The sequence below is a fragment of the Paenibacillus sp. T2-29 genome, assembly GCF_052921365.1.
In genome coordinates this window covers 162,789-185,073 of the sequence record NZ_JBREVE010000008.1, presented here as the reverse complement: position 1 = coordinate 185,073, position 22,285 = coordinate 162,789, and the positions used below count along the sequence as shown (strand labels likewise).

Genomic DNA, 22,285 nt, shown 5'->3' with positions numbered 1-22,285 from the left:
GCGTGGGATGGTTCTTTCTGTAAACAAAATCTCTATTCTGGCCGATACATACATAAGATGGGCTATTGTTAAATATCCCCTCTTACTTTCGTATTTTGAAGTAAACTCTCATCTTTTTAAGAAGAAGGGACTACCTCTATGAACTATATGGACGAGCATATCCTAAGTCTCAAAAATAAGCTTAACCATGATGCAGCATCTAATAACGTAAATACGAACCTATCTCAAACTACTGGACTCAATCAAGACAAATCCGTTGCTGAACAAAACAGGGTGCTGCGGACGGGTGATGAGTTGATCCCGTTGGAATGGAAAACGATTTTGGATGGACAAATGGGGGTTAGCGTCCCCCAATCTTTTAGCTTGATGCCACTGGAGCAAGCCCGATTTAAATATCCTTCGGAACATCGTCCACAGATCATTTATACCTCTTTGGACGGCACGGTGAATGTCACCTTTAATCCAACAGAATCGGCTTTGGAGGTGGACGAGCTTCCCGAGTTTGTGGAGCAAATGGCGGATGTATTGCGGTCTGTACAACCCGTTCGTAACTGGATCGGTACGGAAATGATCGTGAATCCTTCCGGGCTGTCCATTGGGATGATCCGTTTTGTGGCAGCAGGTGTGGATGTTAATCTGTACAACGAAATGTTGCTGTTTGTCCATGAGGGACAGGTGACGATGGGGACGTTTAACTGTATGGAATCGGACATGGAAGCGTGGTTGCCTGTGGCAGAAAATACAGTGCAATCGCTCCATATTGTTCCGTTACCTTTGGATTCCACATGTGAGAAAGGAGCGGATTCGCTATGAGTCTGGGCTACGATAATATCCAAATCCATCCCTACGAGCTGGTCGATTTGGAGCAGCTTACCCTTACGAAAAAAATCAACGAGCATACCCGACTCTATTTTACAGGAATCATCTCCGAGGATATGCAGGACAGCTATGTGGAAACGACGGAAAAGAACACCGTCATCCAGGTGAGCCAGCGGGATGAATCGGGCGAAAGTAAGCCGCTGTTCAGCGGGATTGCCTTATCGGTCGAAGTAAAGGTCGTGCGGGACGTGTACTATCTGGAGGTGGAGGCGATTTCCCATACCTACCGGATGGATATCCAGCAGCGTACCCGTTCTTTTCAATATACGAAAATGACCATTCCTCAGATGCTGGAGCAGATTGGCAAGGACTACGAAGGGCTGGATGTGATTGATGGAGCGACAGGTGGAGAGCAAATCGGAAGGCTGGCCATCCAGTATCAGGAGACGGACTGGGCGTTCTTGAGACGCATGGCCTCCCGGTATCATACGAGCCTGATGCCTGTGGCTCGTTTTGACAGTCCAAAATTTTATTTTGGCATCGAGGATAGCCCAGCACAAGTCGTGCTGGATCATACTCGTTATACCGTGCGTAAGCAGATGCTGCCTTTCCGTTATTTTCAGGAGAATGAGCAAGCGAAGGTGACGGAAAATGACTTTATTTTCTATGAGGTAGAGACGGACGAGGTGCTGGACTTGGGAGCTCAGATGACCTTTCAGGGACACAGCTTGTATGTAGTGGAGGCCTATACCGAAATGAGGCAAGGGCTGCTGCGGCATCAATATGTGCTTGCCTCGTACAAAGGCTTACGGCAAAAAAACTACTACCAGGAAAAGCTGGCGGGAGCCTCGTTAAGCGGTGTAGTCGTGGACGTGCGTCAGGATCAGGTGCGCATCCATCTGGATTGCGATGAAAAGCAGGATGTAGGTAAGGCGCATTGGTTCAACTATTCGACGGTGTATAGTGCGGGTGGTCATACAGGCTGGTACGTGATGCCGGAAAAAGGTGATCCGGTTTCACTCTATTTTCCGGGCAGTCGTGAAGAGGATGGGATTGCGGGGAGTGCGGTCCGACGTGCGGGCAGAGGGAGCGGACACAACAAGTTCTCCAATTCACAGATGAAAATATGGCGGACGCCCCATGGCAAGGAGATTCGTTTGGGGCCAGATGAGTTGGTCGTGACGGGCAAGGACGGCGCTATTTTTATCAAGCTGGATGACAAGGAAGGTATTCATATCGTAAGCAGCAAGCAGGTAAGCATCTCGGCGGGTGGCAATTTGAGCCTGTCGGCAGGGAAAACGATGAGTCTGTCTGCAGGCAGTGAGCTGCGTATGGATTGCAACGGTAGTCATATTCAATTGAGCGGCTCAGCGGACATGAAGGGCAGTGAAGTGAAGTCGAATTAGGCTGTAGTGCAGCAGCATGATGATATGACATATGAAGAGCTTCAGGTAGTGGAGGAATACAAATGAAGAGACCTATAGATGAGCTAGACCCGCAGCGGCAAGCCATTTTTAATCAGGCGTGGTTCCTGATCCGCAGAGATTGGGCGATGAAGTTCAAGATGACGCAAGAACAACGGATTCAAGCCTGTGTAGAGGAATTTCGGGGATATTGTAGGGACATTCGGCAAGAGCAGCTTCAAGGAAGAAAAGGAAAGATCGGTTATATCACGTACTCCATGCTACGTACCACATGGTTGGAGGAGCGGCCTACCTATCTGGTGGAGGTAGCGAACGCTTTATGGGTACTTGATCCTGAACCGATCCGATTTGAATGGGATACAAGTTGGACATATTCCTATTGGACCGATTTGCAGCAAAAATTGCGAAGGGAGGTAGAGAAGCAGCATGTTTCTCTACCGGAGCTTGAATGGGAGCAGGTCATGCTGGAGGCAGCGGTACATATTCATGTGCTCGTTGTGAATATGATGCGTTTGGTGATAAAAAAGGCCGTGTGCTCACCGGAGTTTCAAAAGCTGGAGCGGGAAGAGACGTTCGAGATACGTGTGGGTGAATATATGGACCACACTGTATCGGTGTATAAAGAAGATCGCAGAGTCATGGAGGCGAACGAAATCCGGTCGTGGCTGGAGGAACAAGAAGAGCATGCCTACAGCTATCAGGCGTTGGAGGAAATCCAGCTTTCGGACGGAGATTATAGTCAGTTGGATTTCCGCTATACGGCTTTTCGCCAAATCGGGATGGAACATAGTCGCTTGCATGGCTGTGTCTTGGTTGGAACGGTGTGGCAGGAAAGTCAGCTAAATGGAATCGACTTGACATACAGCTTGCTTCATGGAGCCGATTTTAGCGGATGCTCGATGAAAGGGGCGATACTGGATGTCGTTATGGGGAACGCCGGATATGGATCAGATGCTGCTTTAGATTGGGAGCCCTTGGGTTTTGCTGGCGTAAATTTCACAGGGGCGAGCTTGCAGGGGGCCCGTTTTCAAGATGCACAGTTGCGAGGAGCCGTATTTCAAAATGCGTTACTACAAAGGGCGTTCTTGAACGGGGTGGATCTAACGGATGCCTGCTTTGCTGGAGCAGATGTGTCAGGTGCTTCCTTTAAAGGGGCTTGTTTGATCGGAGCTGATTTTACGGGCGCCAATGTACAAGGAGTCATTTTTACCGATGCACAGCGTAGAGGAGCCATTGGATTGGAGTGGGCAACTCTTGAGACTTCCCTTTCATACAAAGAGCCGTCTGCGTCTGCACAGGCGAAGGGTGCCGTTAGTAAAAGGGAGTGGCTGCATTGAGATATTTTAGACTGATGGTAGACGAGCGAGTAAAACATCGGGTAGAACCTGCAGCGCTCTCTCCCTTGCAAGTAGAAGACATCCTAACGGAGACCCAGGGACAGAAACAGCAAGATGATCCTCTTTTTCTGGCTGTACATACCGATCCACGAACGGTGTACCCGGACTTTTTGGAATTTCCTCTGCCGCTGGTATCGGATCGGATGAAAGCATTATTGGAGAAATATTTGCCGGGACTGGAATGGAAAGCGGCCATCCTTACCGATTTCCAGCAGGCCAGACAGGACGTGTACTGGGTGCTTCGACCGCCGATAGTAGATTGCGTGTCCGCACAAACGGAATGGTACCCCAATGATACGTTGAAGCATTTAGTGCTCAAACCGGGGGATATCCCATCGTCCGTTTTTCGGATTGCGGAACTGATCGAACCCCATATCTATATCCATTTGGCTGTGGCGGAAAGTCTGCTGCGTCGATCTTTTACAGGTATTCGAGTACAACGAATCGAGATGGAGCACTAAGGAGGATGAGCAAGATGGGAGAAGCCCGAGTGAAACCGGGAACGGGTGCGAAAAAGAGCTATGTCGTGGCGGGAGCGATTTTAAGCTGTAGTTATGGCACGCAGCCTACCCGTTTGAAACGACCTTTTAGCCATGGCGTCTACGTGAAAAACAAAGCGCAAATGAACATTGGAGATTACGTGCCTGGAGTGAACATTCAGTCTTTTGGGAATTGCTCCAGTCCTCTAAATCCAGCCGTGCAGGCCAGTGAGATGGTGGACATCTATGGTGTGAAGAAGGCCCCGTGTGTTCCGGTCTTGACCATGCCGTGGCTGAACGGAAAAAGCGACATGAGGATCGAGGGCCAACCTGCCTTAATACAGAACTGTACCCATCAGTGTCTGTATTGTGGTCATATCCGAATTGAAAATGACGGGCAGGAGCTGGATTAAAGGCCCGCTTCATGATCTGTTTCATGAAAGCTATATCTCGGACACCACCTCACGGCTTTATGCTGTCAGAAAGGAGACATGAACTCACTTGAGTGTATTACAAAACGGAATCGGGTATGAAAGCCTGCGTTTTTACGGTTCCTTTCAGCCTCAACATATAGAGAAGCTTCAAATGACAAGAGCCATCAACGATCATGTATATTTGACGGTGAGCGGCATGCTGTCGGAAGAACAGGGAGCCGCGTGTATGGGGCAGAACATGGAGGAGGAACCGATTGTCATCCGCCAATTGGATGAGCAGGGACAGTCGCTAAGACGATTGTTTCACGGTTTGGTTACACGCATGTCCGTACACTGCATACGGGGAGTATATACCTTTGAACTGGAGGCGGCTTCACATTCGTATCAGATGGATATCAAGCTAAAAAAGCGATCCTATCAGGATATTCATCGTACCTATGATGATCTGGTCACAACGATGGTTCGAAAATACCAGTACGGAGATGCCATTGATACCGTCACGAACTATGCCAAACTGGACACTTTTGTTTTACAATATGAGGAGACGGATTGGGCATTTTTAAAGCGCCTCGCCTCTCGCTTTGGGTCAGTGCTGGTGCCGGAGGTGACCGCAGCTTCGCCCAAGGTTTTTTTCGGGATGCCAGAAGGCAAAACGTATAAGGTGGAACGGGATGTATTTTACCGGGTACGGAAAACGTTTCATGAGCTAGATGAGGGAAAGCCGGGAAAACGTGCAGGCTCGTATGTGACTTATGTGATCGAAAGTTTGCTTTATGTGGCGCTAGGGGATCTCATGACGTTACCGATTGGATCAGGAAAAGAGTTGGTCGTCGTTCGGGCGGTGACACGGTTAGAGGACGGTTTGTTGCTCACTCGTTACGATCTCCAGGCCGAACAGGATATCCGCTATGCCCGTTATGAAAACGATAAGGTTACGGGCATTACACTTACGGGTAGTGTGTTAAAGGTACAGCAAGACTTTGTACAGCTCCAGCTAGATATCGATCCTAAACAAGACCCGGCTAAAGCATGCTGGTTTCCGGTGGCGACTCGCTATGTAGCGGAAGAACACAGCGGCTGGTATGATATGCCGGAGATCGGGGAGCGTGTGGAGCTGTACTTGCCGACGAGTTGGGAACATGAAGCGTATGTGACGGATTCGCTACGGCAGCAGCGACACGCAACGGGGCAGCCAGACGTCAAAGTATGGAGACATGCGCAAGGAAGTGGCGTGGACATGTCGGAGCAAGAGCTAACTCTGTCCACCTCGGGAGCATTTTCCATTACACTCCATGAAGGGAGTGGCATTACCGTCAGTAGTCCGGGGAATGTGCAGATTCAAGGCGGTCACGTGAAGCTGGATGCAGGGCAGGAGCTGTCACTTGAAGCAGGAAGTGCATTGTATCTCAAAGGCGGAGCCAGCAGCATGGTGCTGGATGGTGAAACGGATACCAAGGCTCCGGTGATTCATCAGGAGGGCACGGTGAAGGCTCCAGTGTTCGTCATGGACCTTCCTCCCGTGCCGGAACCGCCGCTGATGAATATTAAGGCATATGAAGCAGCACAATCCGAAGCAGCGAAGGCTACATCCAACAGCACAGCAAAGCCCCCGACCGCGAAGATCACGAGCCCGGCAGCTCAAAAAAAAGCCGATGCGTTGCTGGGGACGGTGTCCAAGTTGTTAGGCTCCATTCCGGTGATGGGAGTAGTGGCGGGAGTTGCGATGGGAGCAGCAGCGCTAATCGGACCTATGGGAATAGCAGCGGGTTCGATTCTGCTCGCAACTGCAGCTGTTCCTGTTCGCAGCACAGGAACGAGTCGTGCTGGAGGCGGAGGTGCTAAAGGTGGTTTGCACCCGCTGAAATATTTGGCTGGTTTAGCACTGGAAGGACTCATCAGTCAGTACGAGCACGAGAAAGCCAGGGATGCCTATTATAGTAAGTGGATACTGGGAAAGGTGCTTACAAGTGCGCGTGCGTTAGGGTTACCCACTTCATTGGAGGGCTTAGTACCCTACATACGGCATGCAGCTCAGCTTGCAAATGAAGTGGCACATTTATACCAACAGATTCCTGCGGACTTAAGACAACGCTGGAGGGCGAACTACGACAGTTACATGGCTCAGCAGCCGAAGCCGAAGCAAGAAGAAAAAGAGCAGACATGGTGGGATCTTATGGCGGCAGTCCAGGTCCAGAATGCGGAAAATGAAGCCATTATGGCGAAGCAGATGGCGAACGAGTTGGAGTATGCCGCAGATGTGAGTGGAGAAGTTATATTAGGAGCAGCAGCAGCGGTTGTAGAAGATTATTCGTTTGGATTAATGAATAAGGAATATACTTCAGATCATCCGATGGCGCGTAAAACAGGTGAAGTGATCGGACATTCCTTGACAACTGTAGCCGGAGCCGTAGAAACGGTTGGTGCTGTGACAGAAGGATTCTTAGGTGGTTTGGTAACAGCTTCAGGAGTAGGGGCACCTGTAGGCGTCCTTGCTATGGCACAATCTGTCGTTTTGGGAGCACATGGGACGGCGGTAACGTATATCGGAGCATCCAATAGTGTGGAAAGTACTAAGGATCTTTATCGGATGTTTGAAAGCGACGGTCCAAGTCCTAATAGCTCAACGCCATCTAAACCTTCCAGTGCAAAGTCAGGCAAGAGCGAAGGAACACCTTCCTCGGAGAAACCAAGTAAACCAAACGAAAAGCTTCCTGAAACTAAAGCTCCTGGTGAAGTTGGAAAAAATGTAGTTACTGCAGGTAATAATTTCAAAAAGCATTTTCTCAAACACAAAACACTTTTAGAAAAGAAGCTAGGTACAAAATATCCTAAACTCGAAGCAGATGGGCCTAGATTTTTGCAGGATATTCAAAAAAATATTGATAATGGGACATTTGAATTTGTTGGTAAGGGGACAATAAATAGAGATTCTGGAGTACTTAATATATATAGGGGTGAGGGGCTGACAGTGGTAACAAAGCCTAATGGTGAATGGGTCACGCTTCTTGAACAAGGTAAGGCAATGGACTTGAATATAGTTTTTGTCCCATAAAAAATTGGAGGGTATTATATTATGTTAGAGAAAATGAAAGAACTGATAGGGTGTAATTCAATAGATGATATCCATTTAACTGGTGTTGTACACGTGGAGGAGGACGGGGTTTCTGAATTTGTGGCTAATACAAATTTTGTATATTTTGAGTTTGGCGATCAGTTTATTGAACTTGAAGCAATAGATGGTTATGGTAGACTTCGTATCACAATAGTTGATTTCCTCAAATATGAAAATGATATTGAAGATATGACTCCTAGTAAAGCCAAGATCGGTGATTTTATATTCACGAACCCATTAGCAACTAATGAAGTGAGTAGTATAATATTTTTCAATTTGGAGATGGAGCATGATGCTTTAATATGTGATGTTTTGCATATTAAATTAATTAACGGACAGGATTTATTTATTGATCCCTCGTTTCTCGGGATTAATATAGGTGGTATAGAGCAAAAGCATTTTTGGAAAGAAAACTTTGTGGAGAGGGTCCTGCCAAGAGTGGGGGCTTACCCAAAAGAAACTTGTATTGAATTTAATCATTAATGAGGGTGGAATTGTTTTGCATCAATATGAGTTAGCCGCATGATGGTATCTTTTTTATGTAACGTACGTTATTTAAGTAGGCACAGTTTTGACCAATTCAGGTCGAAGCATGTTAGTGTTTCTAATGGACACATGTGATAAATAGCAAAAGAGAAGCTAGATAGATGCGTGTTCTGCCTCCCTTCTGCCATTAAGAGTAAGAATGACGGGACTCTCTCCATTTCTACAGAAAAATAGCGACGATACTGACTTTGGCGTAGTTTGACGCTTTCGTCGGTATCGTTGCTAAATGTTATTGATAGATATTGAATAGATACATATAATTTACAATATTAAAAAGGAAGGGATTGGACTAGTATGGCAAAAATATTGAAACGACTACAGAAAAGGAGTGGTAAGAGAAAGATACCAAACGTTCAATCCTAAAAATGACACGTTGGTTAAAAGAGATGCAAGTAACGGAAGATTCATAGAAGCTAAAACATCCGATAACACCACTTTTAAGGGAGTTAGGAAGGAAAAGTAACTTTTGGATAGAGGGTTAGCAAATTTTATATGTGTAGAGAACAGATAGTAGTTTGCCTGTTTTCATTGTGAATAAAACGAATTTAACTAATTGGCACGCTGATTTATTAGCTGATCCAGTTTAGATTTTGTCAATGTGGGCTAGAGATCGAAAAGTACGTTGTTAGACAGGTGTTGTTATAAGCGACACCGATCATGTAGGCAGCATTATCGTCTTCTGGAAGTTCAATTGTCTGTACGTACTCCGGTATGCATCCAAGCAGACCGCTGTTCTCACGATTAAGCCCGACGAAGAAAGGGCCATACAAGTTGTGCCCTGGTTCTAGAATGATGATCGGGCAGTAATGTTCAAGAGTAAAGAGCGTTTCTTTCTCACAGTTGTAAGTGAAGCAGAAATGATCGAAGTACTGCTAGATATGTGAGAGCAGGGCGGGGAAGAGTTTGATGTATTGCAAGACGTTTATGTCTTGCTGGGTTTGGATGATTTCCCATATATGCTCCTCATATGAAAATAGAGCTAACTCTTAGAGTTAGCTCTTAGTAAAACTAAATTTTCATATCCATTCTTTGTAGATATCATTAAAATAGTCATCTAGCTTTTCTTGCAATTGAGCATCAAAGGTATTCTTTGCTTTTAGAGATTGAATTATCTCTTCTACAATAGAATCCACATCGGAAAAATCTTCTGGGATAATTATTGGAATCTTTTTTACATAGTTTGCTGAATTGTTTGCCGTTGGATTTATCGTATGGATGATTCGATTAAACACATCTGTATTGAAAAAAGCCAGTAAATAAAGCAAGTGTTCATTATTCTTAGGAAAGATCCCAACTATTGATTGATCAAAAACCTGATTTTCTAGAAGGTTAGCACGTATTTTACTTGATTTTACCATAGGTAAAGCTATTCCTGCTTTGAAATAATAGCCCGAGTTCTGGAACCTCGCTTTTTTGTCTGTATTGTAGTAGTTGACAGCAGCTTTACTCCAGTCAATATACCAATCATTTCGTCTGATATAAGGACCAGAGCTTCCCTTGGCGACAGGAATGAAGTTAGGATCACCATCTAAGCCAGTTATCAAATTTTCAACCGATAGATAGTCTTGTCTTATTTCTTCTTTATGAACTATAGAACACTTGCTAGTATTGAATTTAACTTCTCCTGAAGCTACTTTGTAAAATCTTTTGTTATCGCCAGTGTATATACCAGTAACACAATCTGCTACTTCATCAAGAGTCCTTTTTGAAGTGTTTATTAATGATCTAATACCCTTTCCAGCCTTAATCAAAAATGCCTGATCCTTTGATTTGAAAACTTCTTCTTGATTCAAGTGATGAATTATAATGTCCCCACAACACTGTCCTTCAGTATAACGTTTCAACTCTTCAATTTTTTTGAAGCCTGTTACGATTTCTATTTCGTTACTTAGAGCTTCGTCAGTTTTCTTCTCAAGCGTTACTATACACATGTTAGAGTATTTAAATTGAACTCCAGGAAAGAAGTGTGAAGGAAACATGGTTATCCTTTTTATTTTGGTATTTAGTAAAAGGAACTCTCTCAACTTAGTATGTCTATGGATATTCATAAAAGTATCTGGGATGATAAAAGTTAAAACTCCATTTTCTTTGAGCAAAGATACGCATCGGGCAAGAAATAAAGCATAAGTTTCCTTTACATAAAAACCTACGAACTGCTTCTTCAAAAGAGCTCTTTTCTCATGATCTTGCCATCCGCCGTACGGAGGATTTCCTATTATTTTATCGTAGTAACCACCAGCTAATACGTGCATATCCAGTTTTATGCTGGTTAGAGTATCTTCGGAAAAGACTTTTATGTTTTGTCTATCAGAAAATTTTTTTTCGAGCATACTGATAGCGCTTGGATCGATATCATAAGCATCTATTACACCTTGATAATCCAATTTGAGTAATTCCTCGATGAATATTCCATCTCCAGCGGAAGGTTCAAGAATCTTATCATTCTTTTGAACATCAAGTTGTTGAATCATATAGTCAGTTATAACTTGAGACTTGGTATAAAAGGAACGGTAAATATCATTCATTTGATTGTCATCTCCCTAAAAGTATATCTTAAACGGTTATTGGCATGTTCGCAAATTAAAAAACTCCTACTGGTTAAGTAGGAGCGAAATTTTACCACCAAGTTAAATAGTATTCAGCGAAACTTTTATTTTGCTTAGAGGTATGGTTTAAAGTCATATATTCTTGTGTTTCTGTATTTAGATCATTGACTATGTACATGTTGTTTTTACGTACAAAGTTCAATATATCACAGCCAGTATACTCTTTCACCATATCATATACTTCATGTCCTCTTTTCACAGTCCATAATCCAGATACTTCAAGTTGCCTCAAATAGTTATGGCCACCTTCTTCAACTGTTCTAACTGCTAAAATACATTCATAAGGTTTCTGGGTAAGACCATGGGCATTTAGTAAGTCATAGATACGCGCTACAGTAAGCAGTCGCTCTTTGTTTCCTTTTTCGTTAGAACCATAACTACCTTTAAAATCAACCACTATTTTTTTGTCTTTTATATCTGCTTCTAACGTCTCCTCTTGAAGCTCATCAAACATGGTTTCGAACAGTTCGTCAGAATTCAAGTTTATACTTTCTCCTAGTAAAGACCAGACAATCTTGTAATCTTTAAATATATCTTCAATGGTTTCAGGTGGCAATCTTAGCCCTTGTAGTTTTTCTCTAAATGCTTGTTGGATTTGTCTCGAAACATCTGAAAAACTAGGAGCCTCAAACCTTGTAACTGTTTTGTTGATAGGGTAACTCCAGCAGTTCTTCAAAAGAGTCTCCCAGAGTTCCCCTGATCTTCTTGAAAGATCCATCGAATTATAATTCCAGAGAGAATTTCGTGTTTCAATTGAAATCACAATCCAACAATAGGTTACTAAAAAGCTCAATGTAGGGACCATTTTTGGGTCTACTTTACTAGAAAGATGGCGGAATATTACATCGCGATTTTCCTCTAGACTTTTATTCATGGTTTTTGTTTTATCTTGATTTTTCTTGACGCCACTTTTTTCAATATGCTGGATTTGCTTTGAAGCACTTTCTCTCATTACGTTTAGAATATTATCCTTTAACTCCGAAAAATTCAAAAGATCGCCTCCACTATATTTGTAATGCTAAATATAGATTTCGACACATCTTGGCTGAATCCTCCAAGCTAGGACAATATGCTTCCTCTCTAAAATTGATACAGTGAACTATAGTATAAATATGAGAATTTACAGAAATTAACAGTTCTCTCTCCATATATTATTGTGGTCCCGATGGTTCTTTTATAGTATTAGATTGGGGGTGATTTAATGGATAGAGATTTAGATAGTGAAGTTCAAAATTCTATTTCAATTGGAATAAAAATTGTTGAAGGGCATAAGGTCTTTCCTCCAAATAAGCTCTCCATGTTGCCCAAAGTGCGGTCACCGAGATGGAGGCATCTGCACGCGTAATAACTGCCTAACCAAAGAAATCATACTTAGCTTGACAAATAAAAGCATCATTTGTGTCCATACAGACTCTCCTCTATCCGCATTTAAGGAGGATGACTTGAAATATCTTAATGTATACTATATTTTTAAATCCTACTACTATGTGAACGTTGGTACCCCGATCGAAGTTCTTATATCTATTAACGAATAACGAAGTAGAGGGATTATGGTCCTTTTCCTCTCGTTGTGTAAGAAAAAGAAGGCAGCTTCAGTCCGATGTGGATAAAAGTATTTTTTCTTTGGCACAATCACTCAACTAAACCTGAGATTTGTCTTGAAGATTATTTTAAAAAAACTTGACAAAATCTTGAGTTTTTAAATATAATATAAACGTAAGCAGAAGGAGGTGGCAAAGGATGGATAAAGATTATCAAGACATTCTTGATCAGCTTTTTAAAACAGATCCTGAGAAACTAAGAACTCGTTTGAGAGATCTGGAAATTGAGCGAAAAATAATACTGTCAGTTTTAGAAAAGGATGATGTCTCACCCAAACCTCTAAGTTCACCTGTACACGAATTAGCCATTGAAAGTTATGAAGATTCATCGCAAGTTAATGAAATTCTTGGAGAAGCCGTTCTAACGGAAGCAGATTTGTCTTATAATAATCTCCGTTTTAAGATTAAGTCAGACATCGCTAAAAATTTACCCCAGAATGGCAGAGTTAAGATTGTTTATCAGGACATGTCCATTGAAGGGACGATTCCTCCGTCAGTAAGAGCGCGTATTAATGGTGTCCACTTATATAAAAAATTCCCTGATGTATTCAAAGTAGGATCCAAATTGACTGTTAAATATTCAAAAGCTGATCGCATACTAAACGTTTTAAGTGTTGATAACTAAGTTACAATGAGGGAGGAATTGTGATGGAAAACAGCGACTACCCATGTTTCCAAAATAAACGTGTTGAAAAAACAGGATTGTATAAAAGAGCGCTTGAAGATTGTAATTTGTTTCCTCCAGGTATTTACGATCTACAAAATATTTATGAAATATTCTTGAAATCAGAGCTTATTCCCAATGAGCACTACATATATCGCAAAGACGTAAAATACCCACTTTGGAAAAACTACATTCATTCGGTCCGTCCCTACATTGATCGCATTTCGTATCTTGGTCAACAAAAATATTGCTTCATCTAATTTTATTATTAATTTACTACGTTTGCTTAAATTTGATTAGCGATAGTAGGGAGGCATTACGCTACCTCCTCGGACAATCTCAACATCATAACACGCCTAATTGTGGATTTACCGTGCCACGGTTCGCCTCCATATGTAGTATTATGAAAAGCGGCCTTGATGGGTCGCTTTTTTGCTTACTTTAATTTCCCTGTCGCATAGTCCAAAGTGAGGTAAAATAAATGTTGGCAGTCTTATTGTATTTGACTTCTAGCTTGTCAACAGATTGGATATTGAATACTTAGATCCGCATTCCTTAAAAATGAGTTTATGTTAAGGAGTTCTGCTATCTTGAAGGAGTTGTTGGAGTTCTAATAAGATTTGAGGAGCTCTCTATTAAACAAGCATTTATAGATAGCTTGATGATGAATCACTCAAGTTATACCGAAAAGTGATTTGCCTACCACGCCGGACGTGAGGGACGATTCGATATATTAGCGAGTGAGCCAATGTCAATTATTAACCGCCAATTGAGCCATTTCAATCATCGCAGAAATGCAAAGCCGGTTTGTTGAAAATATGAAATGCCATTGCCTCGCATCCAGGCTATTTAAAATGCGTTTAATCTTCCTTGTGTATGCTGCCGATAATCATATTAAGCGTTGAGCTTTGGGATTGACAAGATTGATTCCTAAGGAGGAATAGAGCCATTTATACAGACCATGAATAATTTTCATCGTAGTACCACTATCTATGTAAAACATTGGAGGCTCTTAAATGGTATTGGTAGACGTGCATGGTTCATGCTTAAGCAGAGATATTTTCAACGTTAATAAAGACACTAATATATCAGTTAATAGTTATTTAAGCAGAAATAATATTGTATCTAGTATGATGCCTCCTGCAAATATTTCTACAAGATCTGAAGAGTTGCTTTTTTTTAATAGTGAGTATTCTCATCGTTGTTTACGAAACGGTATTGAAAAAAACACTGTTCCAATCCTTCTGAATTCTAGTGCTGATTTCCTAGTGATTGATTTTTTTGACCTTTGCCAGCCGGTAGCTGTATATAAAAATACGACTTTCTCTACTTATGATTATTCATTTTATAATACGGCAGCCTATAAAAGTGAATCGGAACAATTCCAGTCCATTAATTTCTTGGAAATTCCAAGTTGGTTATGGTATGGATATATAGATCTATATTGGGAGAAAATGATTGAGAAATTTGGAGGAAATATAATACTGGTTAGAACTAGAGGTTGTAATCATTATATATCGAGAGATGGAGAGGTTAAGGATACTCCTCCTGCGATGTTGCATTTTGGAAATGCGATTTATAATAAACAACTTTATGAACTCGAAGAGTATGTTATAAATAAATATAATCCCTATGTTTTAGATGTTTCAAAATATTTTATTGCCGACGAAGAGTATAATCGGGATGTAACACCCGTTCACTTTGAAGAAAACTATGCCATAAGTTCTTGGTCATTGATGCAAAATATTATCCTGAATAAACCGAAACAAAGATACTATGATAACCTTAGGCCGCAGGTGGTTGCCGACCTATTGGGAAGAAGGGTTGATGAGAGAAATTTTGAGGTGATCTGGAGAGAAACAGAGAGTTTTTTTGTTTCAAACGATCTTCTGGATGATATATGTTTAGAAAGTGCTTCAATAGATATTATTCAAAACAGAAAATGGTTAGCCACCCTTTATCAAAAGGTGGATGAAGTATATTCAACCTTCTCTGATATAAACATGGATGAAAAATTAACATTTATAAATGAATTCATCAATGGAATTGAACTATCGGAAGAAGATAATGTGTTTCAACGGTATTATTTAAATAAACTAAAAGAAAAACAGGAGTACTTAAATCTACCTGTTGAGCATTTGGTGGAAAGTTTTACAGAAGCATTAGATAAAAATGACTTAAGATGGGTTCAAATGCTGAATTGTTTGGGTATATTGCTTCCAGAAGATGAAGCGGTTATGTATTATCATTTGCAGTACTCTATCGCTGTTGATAATAAATTGATGATTACTAAGCTTAAGCAACGGCTAAATTGTGTAGAATAAACCCGTATGACTAGTCTCCAGTGGAAGTGATATCTGTCTGTAACTACACCCGTAGAAGCTTATGTTACGTTATCTTCGGACAGGGGTTCGACTCCCCTCGCCTCCATCGATCAAATCCACAACTTTGTAGCTTAAAGATGACTTCTATGTTTTCCTTGTAGCGGTCAGCTTTTATACATAGCCGCCGATGAACTACTTGATCTCAAGATGGTTCCAGCTGGTGATGTGGTCCTGAAAGACAAAAAGCAGCCATCACAGATTTTCTTCCGTTGATGGCTGCTTTTTCTTTTAATAGCTTTTATTCTATTGCATTCACATCCAAAGCTTGTATTTGGCCTATTTTAGATATAATACTTAGATGAAAAATGACAATTTATAAAGTTATAAGATGGAGGGGAAATCTTGCGTAGTTGATACAAAAGAATTTGATAAAAAAATGATAACCGATTTTTTTATTTGTAATTGGGGAACTCCACAAATGGTGATTTCTAGCGGGATCTATCAATGTGATGAGTTAGATGGATTTGCTGTCGTAGATCATAAAGAAAAGATTATGGGATTAATCACTTATGTTATAAGTGATAATGAATGTGAAATCATTTCTTTAGATAGCAAAGATGAAAATAAGGGAATTGGTACTGCGTTATTGAATGAGGTGGAAGCAGTATCAAAAAAGAGCGGATGTTGCAAAATAAAATTAGTAACAACTAATGATAACTTGCATTCTTTTTTATTTTATCAAAAAAAGGGTTATCAAATTGCGAAAATATTCCCAAACTCTGTTGAAAAGGCAAGGATTATAAAACCTAATACACCAAAAATATCAAATAATGGTATTACAATTCGTGATGAAATTCTATTTGAGAAAAGCATATTATGAATATTACAAGGACAATTTGAATTAACTAAAATTATTTTGTGTAGTATTCTTGAATAGAGGTGGTACGGACTTCGCGTTGAATGATGCTTTCGTCGGCACTGGCTTTTTTTTGGTTTGAAGGGCTACTCTCTCATTTAATTGCATTAGTTTCAGTTTAGATCCGTCGCCACTTCCCCGCTCTATGAGCGGGTTTTTGCTTTTTAGTAGGTTCGAATCCGGACCAAGTATAATTTTAACTCAACAATCTCCCATTATCCAAACCACTTGATAAAAATCATTTGTATTATGGTAGCTGCCTTTCCAAGTCATAATACCTGCTTTCATTCTGAGCAAGGATGGATTCAATTCGATCCATAGTCCGTTCCGATCAATCCTCTTATCTATATTGATTTCAGAAATACACATTGAAAATAACGCATGCTATGGTTCTTTCTGTAAACAAAATATCTATTCTGGCCGATACATACATAAGATGGGTTATTGTTAAATATGCCCTTTTGCTTTTATATTTTGAATTAAATACTCAACTTTTTTAAGAAGAAGGGACTAACCCTATGAACTATATGGACGAGCATATTTTAAGTCTTAAAAATAAGCTTAATTATGATGTTGCATCTAATAACGTAAATACGAGTCTTTCTCAAACTGTTATTTCCGAACAGGATCACTCCGTTTCTGAGAAAAGTTTGGCGTTACGGTTAGGTGATGAGCTCATTCCGCTGGAATTAAGGGTGATTTTGGACGGAGAAATTGAGGTTAGCGTGCCGAAATCCTTTAGCTTGATGCCGCTGGAGCAGGCCAAATTTAAGTATCCTTCGGAGTATCGTCCAGAGGTCATTTATACCTCGGAGGATGGAACGGTGAATATCACCTTTAATCGGACAGAATCCACTTTGGCAGATGAGGAGCTTCCTGAGTTTGTGGAGCAAATGGCGGACGTTTTGCGATCTGTACAACCAATCCGTAATTGGCTAGGCACTCAAGTGATCGCAAATCATTCCGGGCTGTCCATTGGGTTGATCCGTTTTGTTGCTGCAGGCGTGGATACGAATTTGTACAACGAAATCCTGCTGTTCACCCATGCAGGACAGGTGATGATGGGGACGTTTAACTGTATGGAATCGGACATGGAGGCATGGCTGCCTGTAGCGGAAAATACAGTACATTCGCTCCATGCAGTTTCATTGCCCTTACAATCTTCACTTGAGAAAGGAGCGGATTCGCTATGAGTTTGGGCTACGATAATATCCAAATCCAGCCTTACGAGCTGGTTGAGCTGGAGCAGCTTACCCTCGCGAAGAAAATCAACGAGCATACTCGGCTCTATTTTACAGGGATCATCCCGGAAGAAATGCAGGACAGCTATGTGGAAACGACGGAAAAGAACACGGTTATTGAGGTAAGCCAGCGCAATGAATCGGGTGAAAGTAAGCCGCTATTCAGTGGAATTGCGCTATCGGTCGAAGTGAAGGTTGTGCGGGATGTGTACTATCTGGAGGTAGAGGCCATCTCCCATACTTATCGGATGGATATTCAGCAACGCACCCGTTCTTTTCAATATACCAAAATGACGATTCCTCAGATGCTGGAGCAGATTGGTAAGGATTATGAGGGGTTGGATGTGATTGATGGAGCGACTGGTGGAGAGCCTATCGGACGGATTGCCATCCAGTATCAAGAGACGGATTGGGCTTTTTTAAGACGCATGGCTTCCCGCTATCATACGAGCCTGATGCCTGTGTCCCGTTTTGATAGTCCCAAATTTTATTTCGGCATTGAAGACAGCCCTGCACAGGCAGTACTGGATCATACCCGTTATACGGTACGCAAGCAGATGCTGCCTTTCCGCTACTTTCAGGAAAATGAGCAGGCAAAGGTAAACGAAAATGACTTTATTTTTTATGAGGTGGAGACAGACGAGGTGCTGGATTTGGGCGCTCAGTTGACCTTTCAGGGACACAGTTTGTATGTCATGGAGGCTTATACGGAAATGAGACAGGGTCTGTTGTGGCATCAATATGTGCTTGCCTCGTATAAAGGCTTACGGCAGAAAGGCTACTATCAGGAAAAGCTGGCGGGCGCTTCATTAGGAGGGGTGGTCGTGGACGTGCGTCAGGATCAGGTACGTATCCATCTGGATTGCGACGAGAAGCAGGCGGTCGATCAGGCGCATTGGTTCAACTATTCTACGGTATATAGCGGTGGGGGACATACAGGCTGGTACGTAATGCCGGAAAAAGGGGACCCGGTTTCACTTTATTTTCCGGGCAGCCGTGAAGAAGATGGTGTAGCAGGCAGTGCAGTCCGACGTGCAGACAGAGGAAGCGGGCATAACAAGCTATCAAATCCGCAGATGAAAATATGGCGAACGCCTCATGGAAAAGAAATTCGTTTGGGACCGGATGAACTGGTCGTGACGGGTAAAGATGGTGCTATTTTTATCAAGCTGGACGACAAGGAAGGTATTCATATTGTGAGCAATAAACAGGTAAGTATCTCGGCGGGTGGCAATCTGAGCTTGTCGGCAGGGAAAACGATGAGTTTGTCGGCAGGCAGCGAGCTGCGTATGGATTGCAATGGCAGTCATATTCAATTGAGTGGATCAGCGGACATGAAAGGCAGTGAAGTGAAGTCGAATTAGGCTATAGGGCAGCGGGTGAATGGCGTCAGCCTGAAGACATAAATTTATGAAGAGCTTTAGGTGGTGGTTGGGTACAAATGGAGAAGTCTATTGATGAGTTAGAACCGCAATGGCAAGCCATTTTGAATCAGGCGTGGTTTCTCATCCGCAGAGACTGGGCGCTGAAGTTCAAGGTAACGCAGGAGCAACGGATTCAAGCCTGTGTCGAAGAGTTTCGGGGATATTGCCAGCACATTCGGCAAGAGCAGCTGCAAGGAAGAAAAGGAAGCATTGGTTATATCACGTACTCTATGCTACGTACCACATGGCTGGAAGAACGGCCTGCTTATCTCGTAGAGGCTTCCGATGCTTTATGGATGCTTGATCCACAGCCGATCCGATTGGAATGGGATACAAGCTGGGCATATTCCTACTGGACCGATTTGCAGCAGCAATTGCGAAGGGAGGTAGAGCAGCAGCAAGTTTCTCTATCAGAGCTTGAATGGGAGCAGGTTATGTTGGAAGCAGCGGTACACATTCATGCGCTCGTTGTGAATGTGGTGCGCTCGGCAATGAAACAGGCGGTGTACTTATCGGAGTTTCAAGAGCTGGAGCGAGAAGAGACATTCGAGATTCGTGTCGGCGAATATTTGGATCATAGTGTATCGGTATATCGAGAAGATCGCAGAGCCATGGAGGCGAATGAGATTCGGTCATGGTTGGAGGAAAAAGAGGAACATGCGTACAGCTATCAGGCATTGACCCAAGTTCAACTGTCGGACGGAGATTATAGTCAGTTGGATTTCCGCTATACGGCTTTTCACCAAATCGGAATGGAACATAGTCGCTTGTATGGCTGTGTCCTGGTAGGAACGGTGTGGCAGGAAAGTCAGTTAAATGGAATTGATTTGACATACAGCTTGCTTCATGGAGCCAATTTTAGCGGATGCTCGATGAAAGGGGCCATATTGGATGTCGTTATGGGTAACGCCGGATATGGATCAGATGCTTCATTGGATTGGGAGCCATTGGGTTTTGCTGGCGTAGATTTCACAGGGGCGAACTTGCAGGGGGCCCGTTTTCAAGATGCACAGTTGCGGGGTGCCATATTTCAAGAGGCGTTACTACAAAAAGCGTCCTTGGACGGGGCAGATCTAACGGATGCCTGCTTTGTTGGAGCAGATGTGGCAGGTGCATCCTTTAAAGGGGCTTGTTTGATTGGAACCGATTTTACGGGTGCAAACGTACAAGGAGTCATTTTTACCGATGAGCAGCGTAGAGGAGCCATTGGTTTGGAGTGGTCTACACAGGTAAGGGATGATGCTAGCAAAAAGGAGTGGCTGCATTGAGATATTTTCGACTGATGATAGACGAGCGGGTAAAACATCGGGTGGAGCCTGCTGCGCTGTCTCCTTTGCAAGTAGAGAAAATCCTAACAGAAGCTGAGGGAGAGCAACAGAAGGATGATCCTCTTTTTTTAGCTGTACATACCGATCCACGAACAGTGTATCCGGATTTCCTGGAATTTCCCCTACCCCTGGTGTCTGATCGGATGAAAGTATTAATGGAGAAATATATGCCGGGACTGAAATGGAAAGCGGCCATCCTTACCGATTTCCAGCAGGCCAGACAGGAGGTATACTGGGTGCTTCGTCCGCCGATGGTGGACTGTTTGTCCGCACAAACGGAATGGTATCCCAATGGTACGTTGAAGCGTTTGATACTGAGACAGGGGGAGATAGAGCCCCCTGTTTTTCGGATTGAGGGACTGATCGAACCTCATATCTATATCCATTTGGCTGTGGTAGAAAGCCTGCTGCGCCGATCTTTTACAGGCATTCGAGTGCAAAGAGTCGAGATGGAAGCACTAAGGAGGATGGGGTAAGTGGAAGAAGCCCAAGTGAACCCGGGAACGGGCGCAAAAAAAAGCTATGTCGTGGCAGGAGCGATCTTAAGTTGTAGTTATGGCACACAACCTACCCGTTTGAAAAGACCTTTTAGCCATGGTGTCTACGTAAAAAACAAAGCACAAATGAACATTGGAGATTACATTCCAGGAGTGAACATTCAGTCTTTTGGAAATTGCTCCAGTCCTTTAAATCCGGCTGTACAGGCTAGTGAGATGGTGGACATCTATGGCGTGAAAAAGGCTCCGTGTGTTCCAGTTCTGACCATGCCGTGGCTGAATGGGAAAAGTGATGTGAAGATCGAGGGACAGCCGGCCTTGACACAAAACTGTACCCATCAGTGTCTGTATTGTGGTCATATCCAAATTGAAAATGATGGACAGGAGCTGGATTAAGAGTCTGTTTCAAAGCCGTTGGGTTTTGGATTCGGGACGTGTATACAGTTGAACTGAAGGGTGCTTCGCATTCGTACTAGATGGATATCCAGATGAAGAGACGATCTTATCAGGATATCCATTGACCTACGATGATCTGGTCACTGCGATGGTACAAAAATACCAGTATTACCAGCATGGAGATAGCATTGATATTAGGGGGAGAAGCAACTCAAGGATTCATTTTCTCCTCTCTTTAATAAAGTGTTGACAAGAACAATAAAATATTATATCTTTATATCAAGATAAATAAATTAAAGATAAAACAACAGCAAATTTTGAATAGGGAGGTATACACATGATTGCGATTTTAGAAAGAATTAACCAGTTGGCAAAAAAAGCAAAAGAAGTTGGGTTAACTGAAATTGAAAAAACGGAACAAATGGATCTTCGCAAAGAATACCTTCAAATCTTTCGAGGCTCTATCAAAAGCATACTTTTGAATGCTACGATTTATGATCCGAATGGAGATGATGTTACTCCTGAAAAATTAAGAAAAGAACAGGCGCAAATCGTTAAGCCATGAATTTAATTTTGCCTAATATCTTAAATTAAAAAATCTTTAAATAATAAATATAATATGGAGAGTGATTTTATGTTGGCGAGTGGATTGTTGTTGATACGTTTGGTGGTTGGATTGCTATTCGTGGGGCACGGGGCTCAGAAGCTTTTTGGCTGGTTTGGCGGCTATGGTCCAAAAGGTACCGGTGGTTGGATGGAATCAATCGGGATCAAGCCTGGGGTATTGATGGCTGTGGCCGCTGGATTGATGGAATTGCTGGGAGGGGCTCTATTTACTGTAGGACTGCTCACTCCACTGGCTGCACTGTTGATTACGATGGCGATGCTCGGAGCGATTGTCAAAGTGCATGGTCAAAACGGAATCTGGGCAACCGCTAATGGCTATGAATATCCACTGGTTCTTATTGCTGTCGTAATCGGGATTGCGTTGACAGGTGCAGGTTCATATTCCATTGATGCAATACTTCATTAATACATGAACTTAGATCATTAAAAATTGAACGATAATGAAAAATA

Annotated in this window: 20 protein-coding genes; 18 read left to right on the top strand and 2 right to left on the bottom strand. The window is 42.6% G+C overall.

All coding sequences use genetic code 11. The annotated features are described in order from the left end of the window. Positions 1-138 precede the first annotated feature (138 nt). From ACU1JV_RS20760 to ACU1JV_RS20730, 7 genes are all read left to right on the top strand, one after another. Complete coding sequence (locus ACU1JV_RS20760; protein WP_025675881.1) at positions 139-813, top strand: hypothetical protein; 675 nt, start codon at positions 139-141, stop codon at positions 811-813. Further along, entirely contained in the window at positions 810-2,225 is a 1,416-nt protein-coding gene (locus ACU1JV_RS20755; protein WP_025675882.1) for a phage baseplate assembly protein V, read from the top strand. The genes ACU1JV_RS20760 and ACU1JV_RS20755 overlap by 4 nt, the downstream gene beginning before the upstream one ends. A gap of 62 nt (positions 2,226-2,287) precedes the next feature. Next, complete coding sequence (locus ACU1JV_RS20750; RefSeq protein ID WP_025675883.1) at positions 2,288-3,580, top strand: pentapeptide repeat-containing protein; 1,293 nt, start codon at positions 2,288-2,290, stop codon at positions 3,578-3,580. After that, a complete protein-coding gene (locus ACU1JV_RS20745; protein ID WP_025675884.1) occupies positions 3,577-4,101 on the top strand; it encodes a hypothetical protein in 525 nt (174 codons plus the stop codon). The genes ACU1JV_RS20750 and ACU1JV_RS20745 overlap by 4 nt, the downstream gene beginning before the upstream one ends. Positions 4,102-4,115: 14 nt before the next feature. Further along, positions 4,116-4,532 (top strand): DUF4280 domain-containing protein, encoded by a 417-nt coding sequence (locus ACU1JV_RS20740; RefSeq protein ID WP_025675885.1) that lies wholly within the window; start codon positions 4,116-4,118, stop codon positions 4,530-4,532. An 88-nt stretch (positions 4,533-4,620) separates the two neighbouring features. Further along, on the top strand, positions 4,621-7,605 hold the full coding sequence (locus ACU1JV_RS20735) for a contractile injection system protein, VgrG/Pvc8 family (RefSeq protein ID WP_025675886.1): 2,985 nt from the start codon (positions 4,621-4,623) through the stop codon (positions 7,603-7,605). A 21-nt stretch (positions 7,606-7,626) separates the two neighbouring features. Continuing rightward, positions 7,627-8,148 carry a hypothetical protein gene (locus tag ACU1JV_RS20730; protein ID WP_025675887.1) on the top strand — a complete coding sequence of 174 codons (522 nt, stop codon included), beginning with the start codon at positions 7,627-7,629 and terminating at the stop codon, positions 8,146-8,148. A gap of 1,079 nt (positions 8,149-9,227) precedes the next feature. On the opposite strand, the gene ACU1JV_RS20725 is transcribed toward ACU1JV_RS20730, so the two are convergent. Both ACU1JV_RS20725 and ACU1JV_RS20720 read right to left on the bottom strand, forming a co-directional pair. Next, positions 9,228-10,736 carry an Eco57I restriction-modification methylase domain-containing protein gene (locus ACU1JV_RS20725; RefSeq protein WP_025675888.1) on the bottom strand — a complete coding sequence of 503 codons (1,509 nt, stop codon included), beginning with the start codon at positions 10,734-10,736 and terminating at the stop codon, positions 9,228-9,230. A 91-nt stretch (positions 10,737-10,827) separates the two neighbouring features. Continuing rightward, positions 10,828-11,808, bottom strand: a complete 981-nt coding sequence (locus ACU1JV_RS20720) for a hypothetical protein (RefSeq protein WP_025675889.1) — start codon at positions 11,806-11,808, stop codon at positions 10,828-10,830. 749 nt (positions 11,809-12,557) lie between these two features. On the opposite strand from ACU1JV_RS20720, the gene ACU1JV_RS20715 reads away from it, so the two are divergent. From ACU1JV_RS20715 to ACU1JV_RS20665, 11 genes are all read left to right on the top strand, one after another. Continuing rightward, positions 12,558-13,043, top strand: coding sequence for a hypothetical protein (locus tag ACU1JV_RS20715; RefSeq protein ID WP_025675890.1), 486 nt, complete (start codon positions 12,558-12,560; stop codon positions 13,041-13,043). Between the two features lie 23 nt (positions 13,044-13,066). Further along, positions 13,067-13,342: a hypothetical protein gene (locus ACU1JV_RS20710; protein ID WP_025675891.1), complete on the top strand. Its 276-nt coding sequence runs from the start codon at positions 13,067-13,069 to the stop codon at positions 13,340-13,342. Positions 13,343-14,098: 756 nt separating this feature from the next. Then, positions 14,099-15,406, top strand: coding sequence for a DUF6270 domain-containing protein (locus ACU1JV_RS20705; protein WP_129548532.1), 1,308 nt, complete (start codon positions 14,099-14,101; stop codon positions 15,404-15,406). Between the two features lie 388 nt (positions 15,407-15,794). Next, entirely contained in the window at positions 15,795-16,286 is a 492-nt protein-coding gene (locus ACU1JV_RS20700; protein WP_413987308.1) for a GNAT family N-acetyltransferase, read from the top strand. A 554-nt stretch (positions 16,287-16,840) separates the two neighbouring features. Next, the gene (locus ACU1JV_RS20695; RefSeq protein WP_413987309.1) at positions 16,841-17,515 is read left to right on the top strand and encodes a hypothetical protein; all 675 of its coding nucleotides are present in this window, start codon (positions 16,841-16,843) and stop codon (positions 17,513-17,515) included. Beyond that, positions 17,512-18,927 (top strand): hypothetical protein, encoded by a 1,416-nt coding sequence (locus ACU1JV_RS20690; protein ID WP_413987310.1) that lies wholly within the window; start codon positions 17,512-17,514, stop codon positions 18,925-18,927. The genes ACU1JV_RS20695 and ACU1JV_RS20690 overlap by 4 nt, the downstream gene beginning before the upstream one ends. Before the next feature lie 77 nt (positions 18,928-19,004). Beyond that, positions 19,005-20,255, top strand: a complete 1,251-nt coding sequence (locus ACU1JV_RS20685) for a pentapeptide repeat-containing protein (RefSeq protein WP_413987311.1) — start codon at positions 19,005-19,007, stop codon at positions 20,253-20,255. A gap of 14 nt (positions 20,256-20,269) precedes the next feature. Then, positions 20,270-20,791 carry a hypothetical protein gene (locus ACU1JV_RS20680; RefSeq protein WP_413987529.1) on the top strand — a complete coding sequence of 174 codons (522 nt, stop codon included), beginning with the start codon at positions 20,270-20,272 and terminating at the stop codon, positions 20,789-20,791. Next, the gene (locus ACU1JV_RS20675; protein ID WP_064962686.1) at positions 20,792-21,208 is read left to right on the top strand and encodes a DUF4280 domain-containing protein; all 417 of its coding nucleotides are present in this window, start codon (positions 20,792-20,794) and stop codon (positions 21,206-21,208) included. Between the two features lie 337 nt (positions 21,209-21,545). Beyond that, entirely contained in the window at positions 21,546-21,773 is a 228-nt protein-coding gene (locus ACU1JV_RS20670) for a DUF896 domain-containing protein (protein ID WP_013368889.1), read from the top strand. Between the two features lie 69 nt (positions 21,774-21,842). Then, positions 21,843-22,241, top strand: coding sequence for a DoxX family protein (locus ACU1JV_RS20665; protein WP_013368890.1), 399 nt, complete (start codon positions 21,843-21,845; stop codon positions 22,239-22,241). Positions 22,242-22,285: the final 44 nt, after the last annotated feature.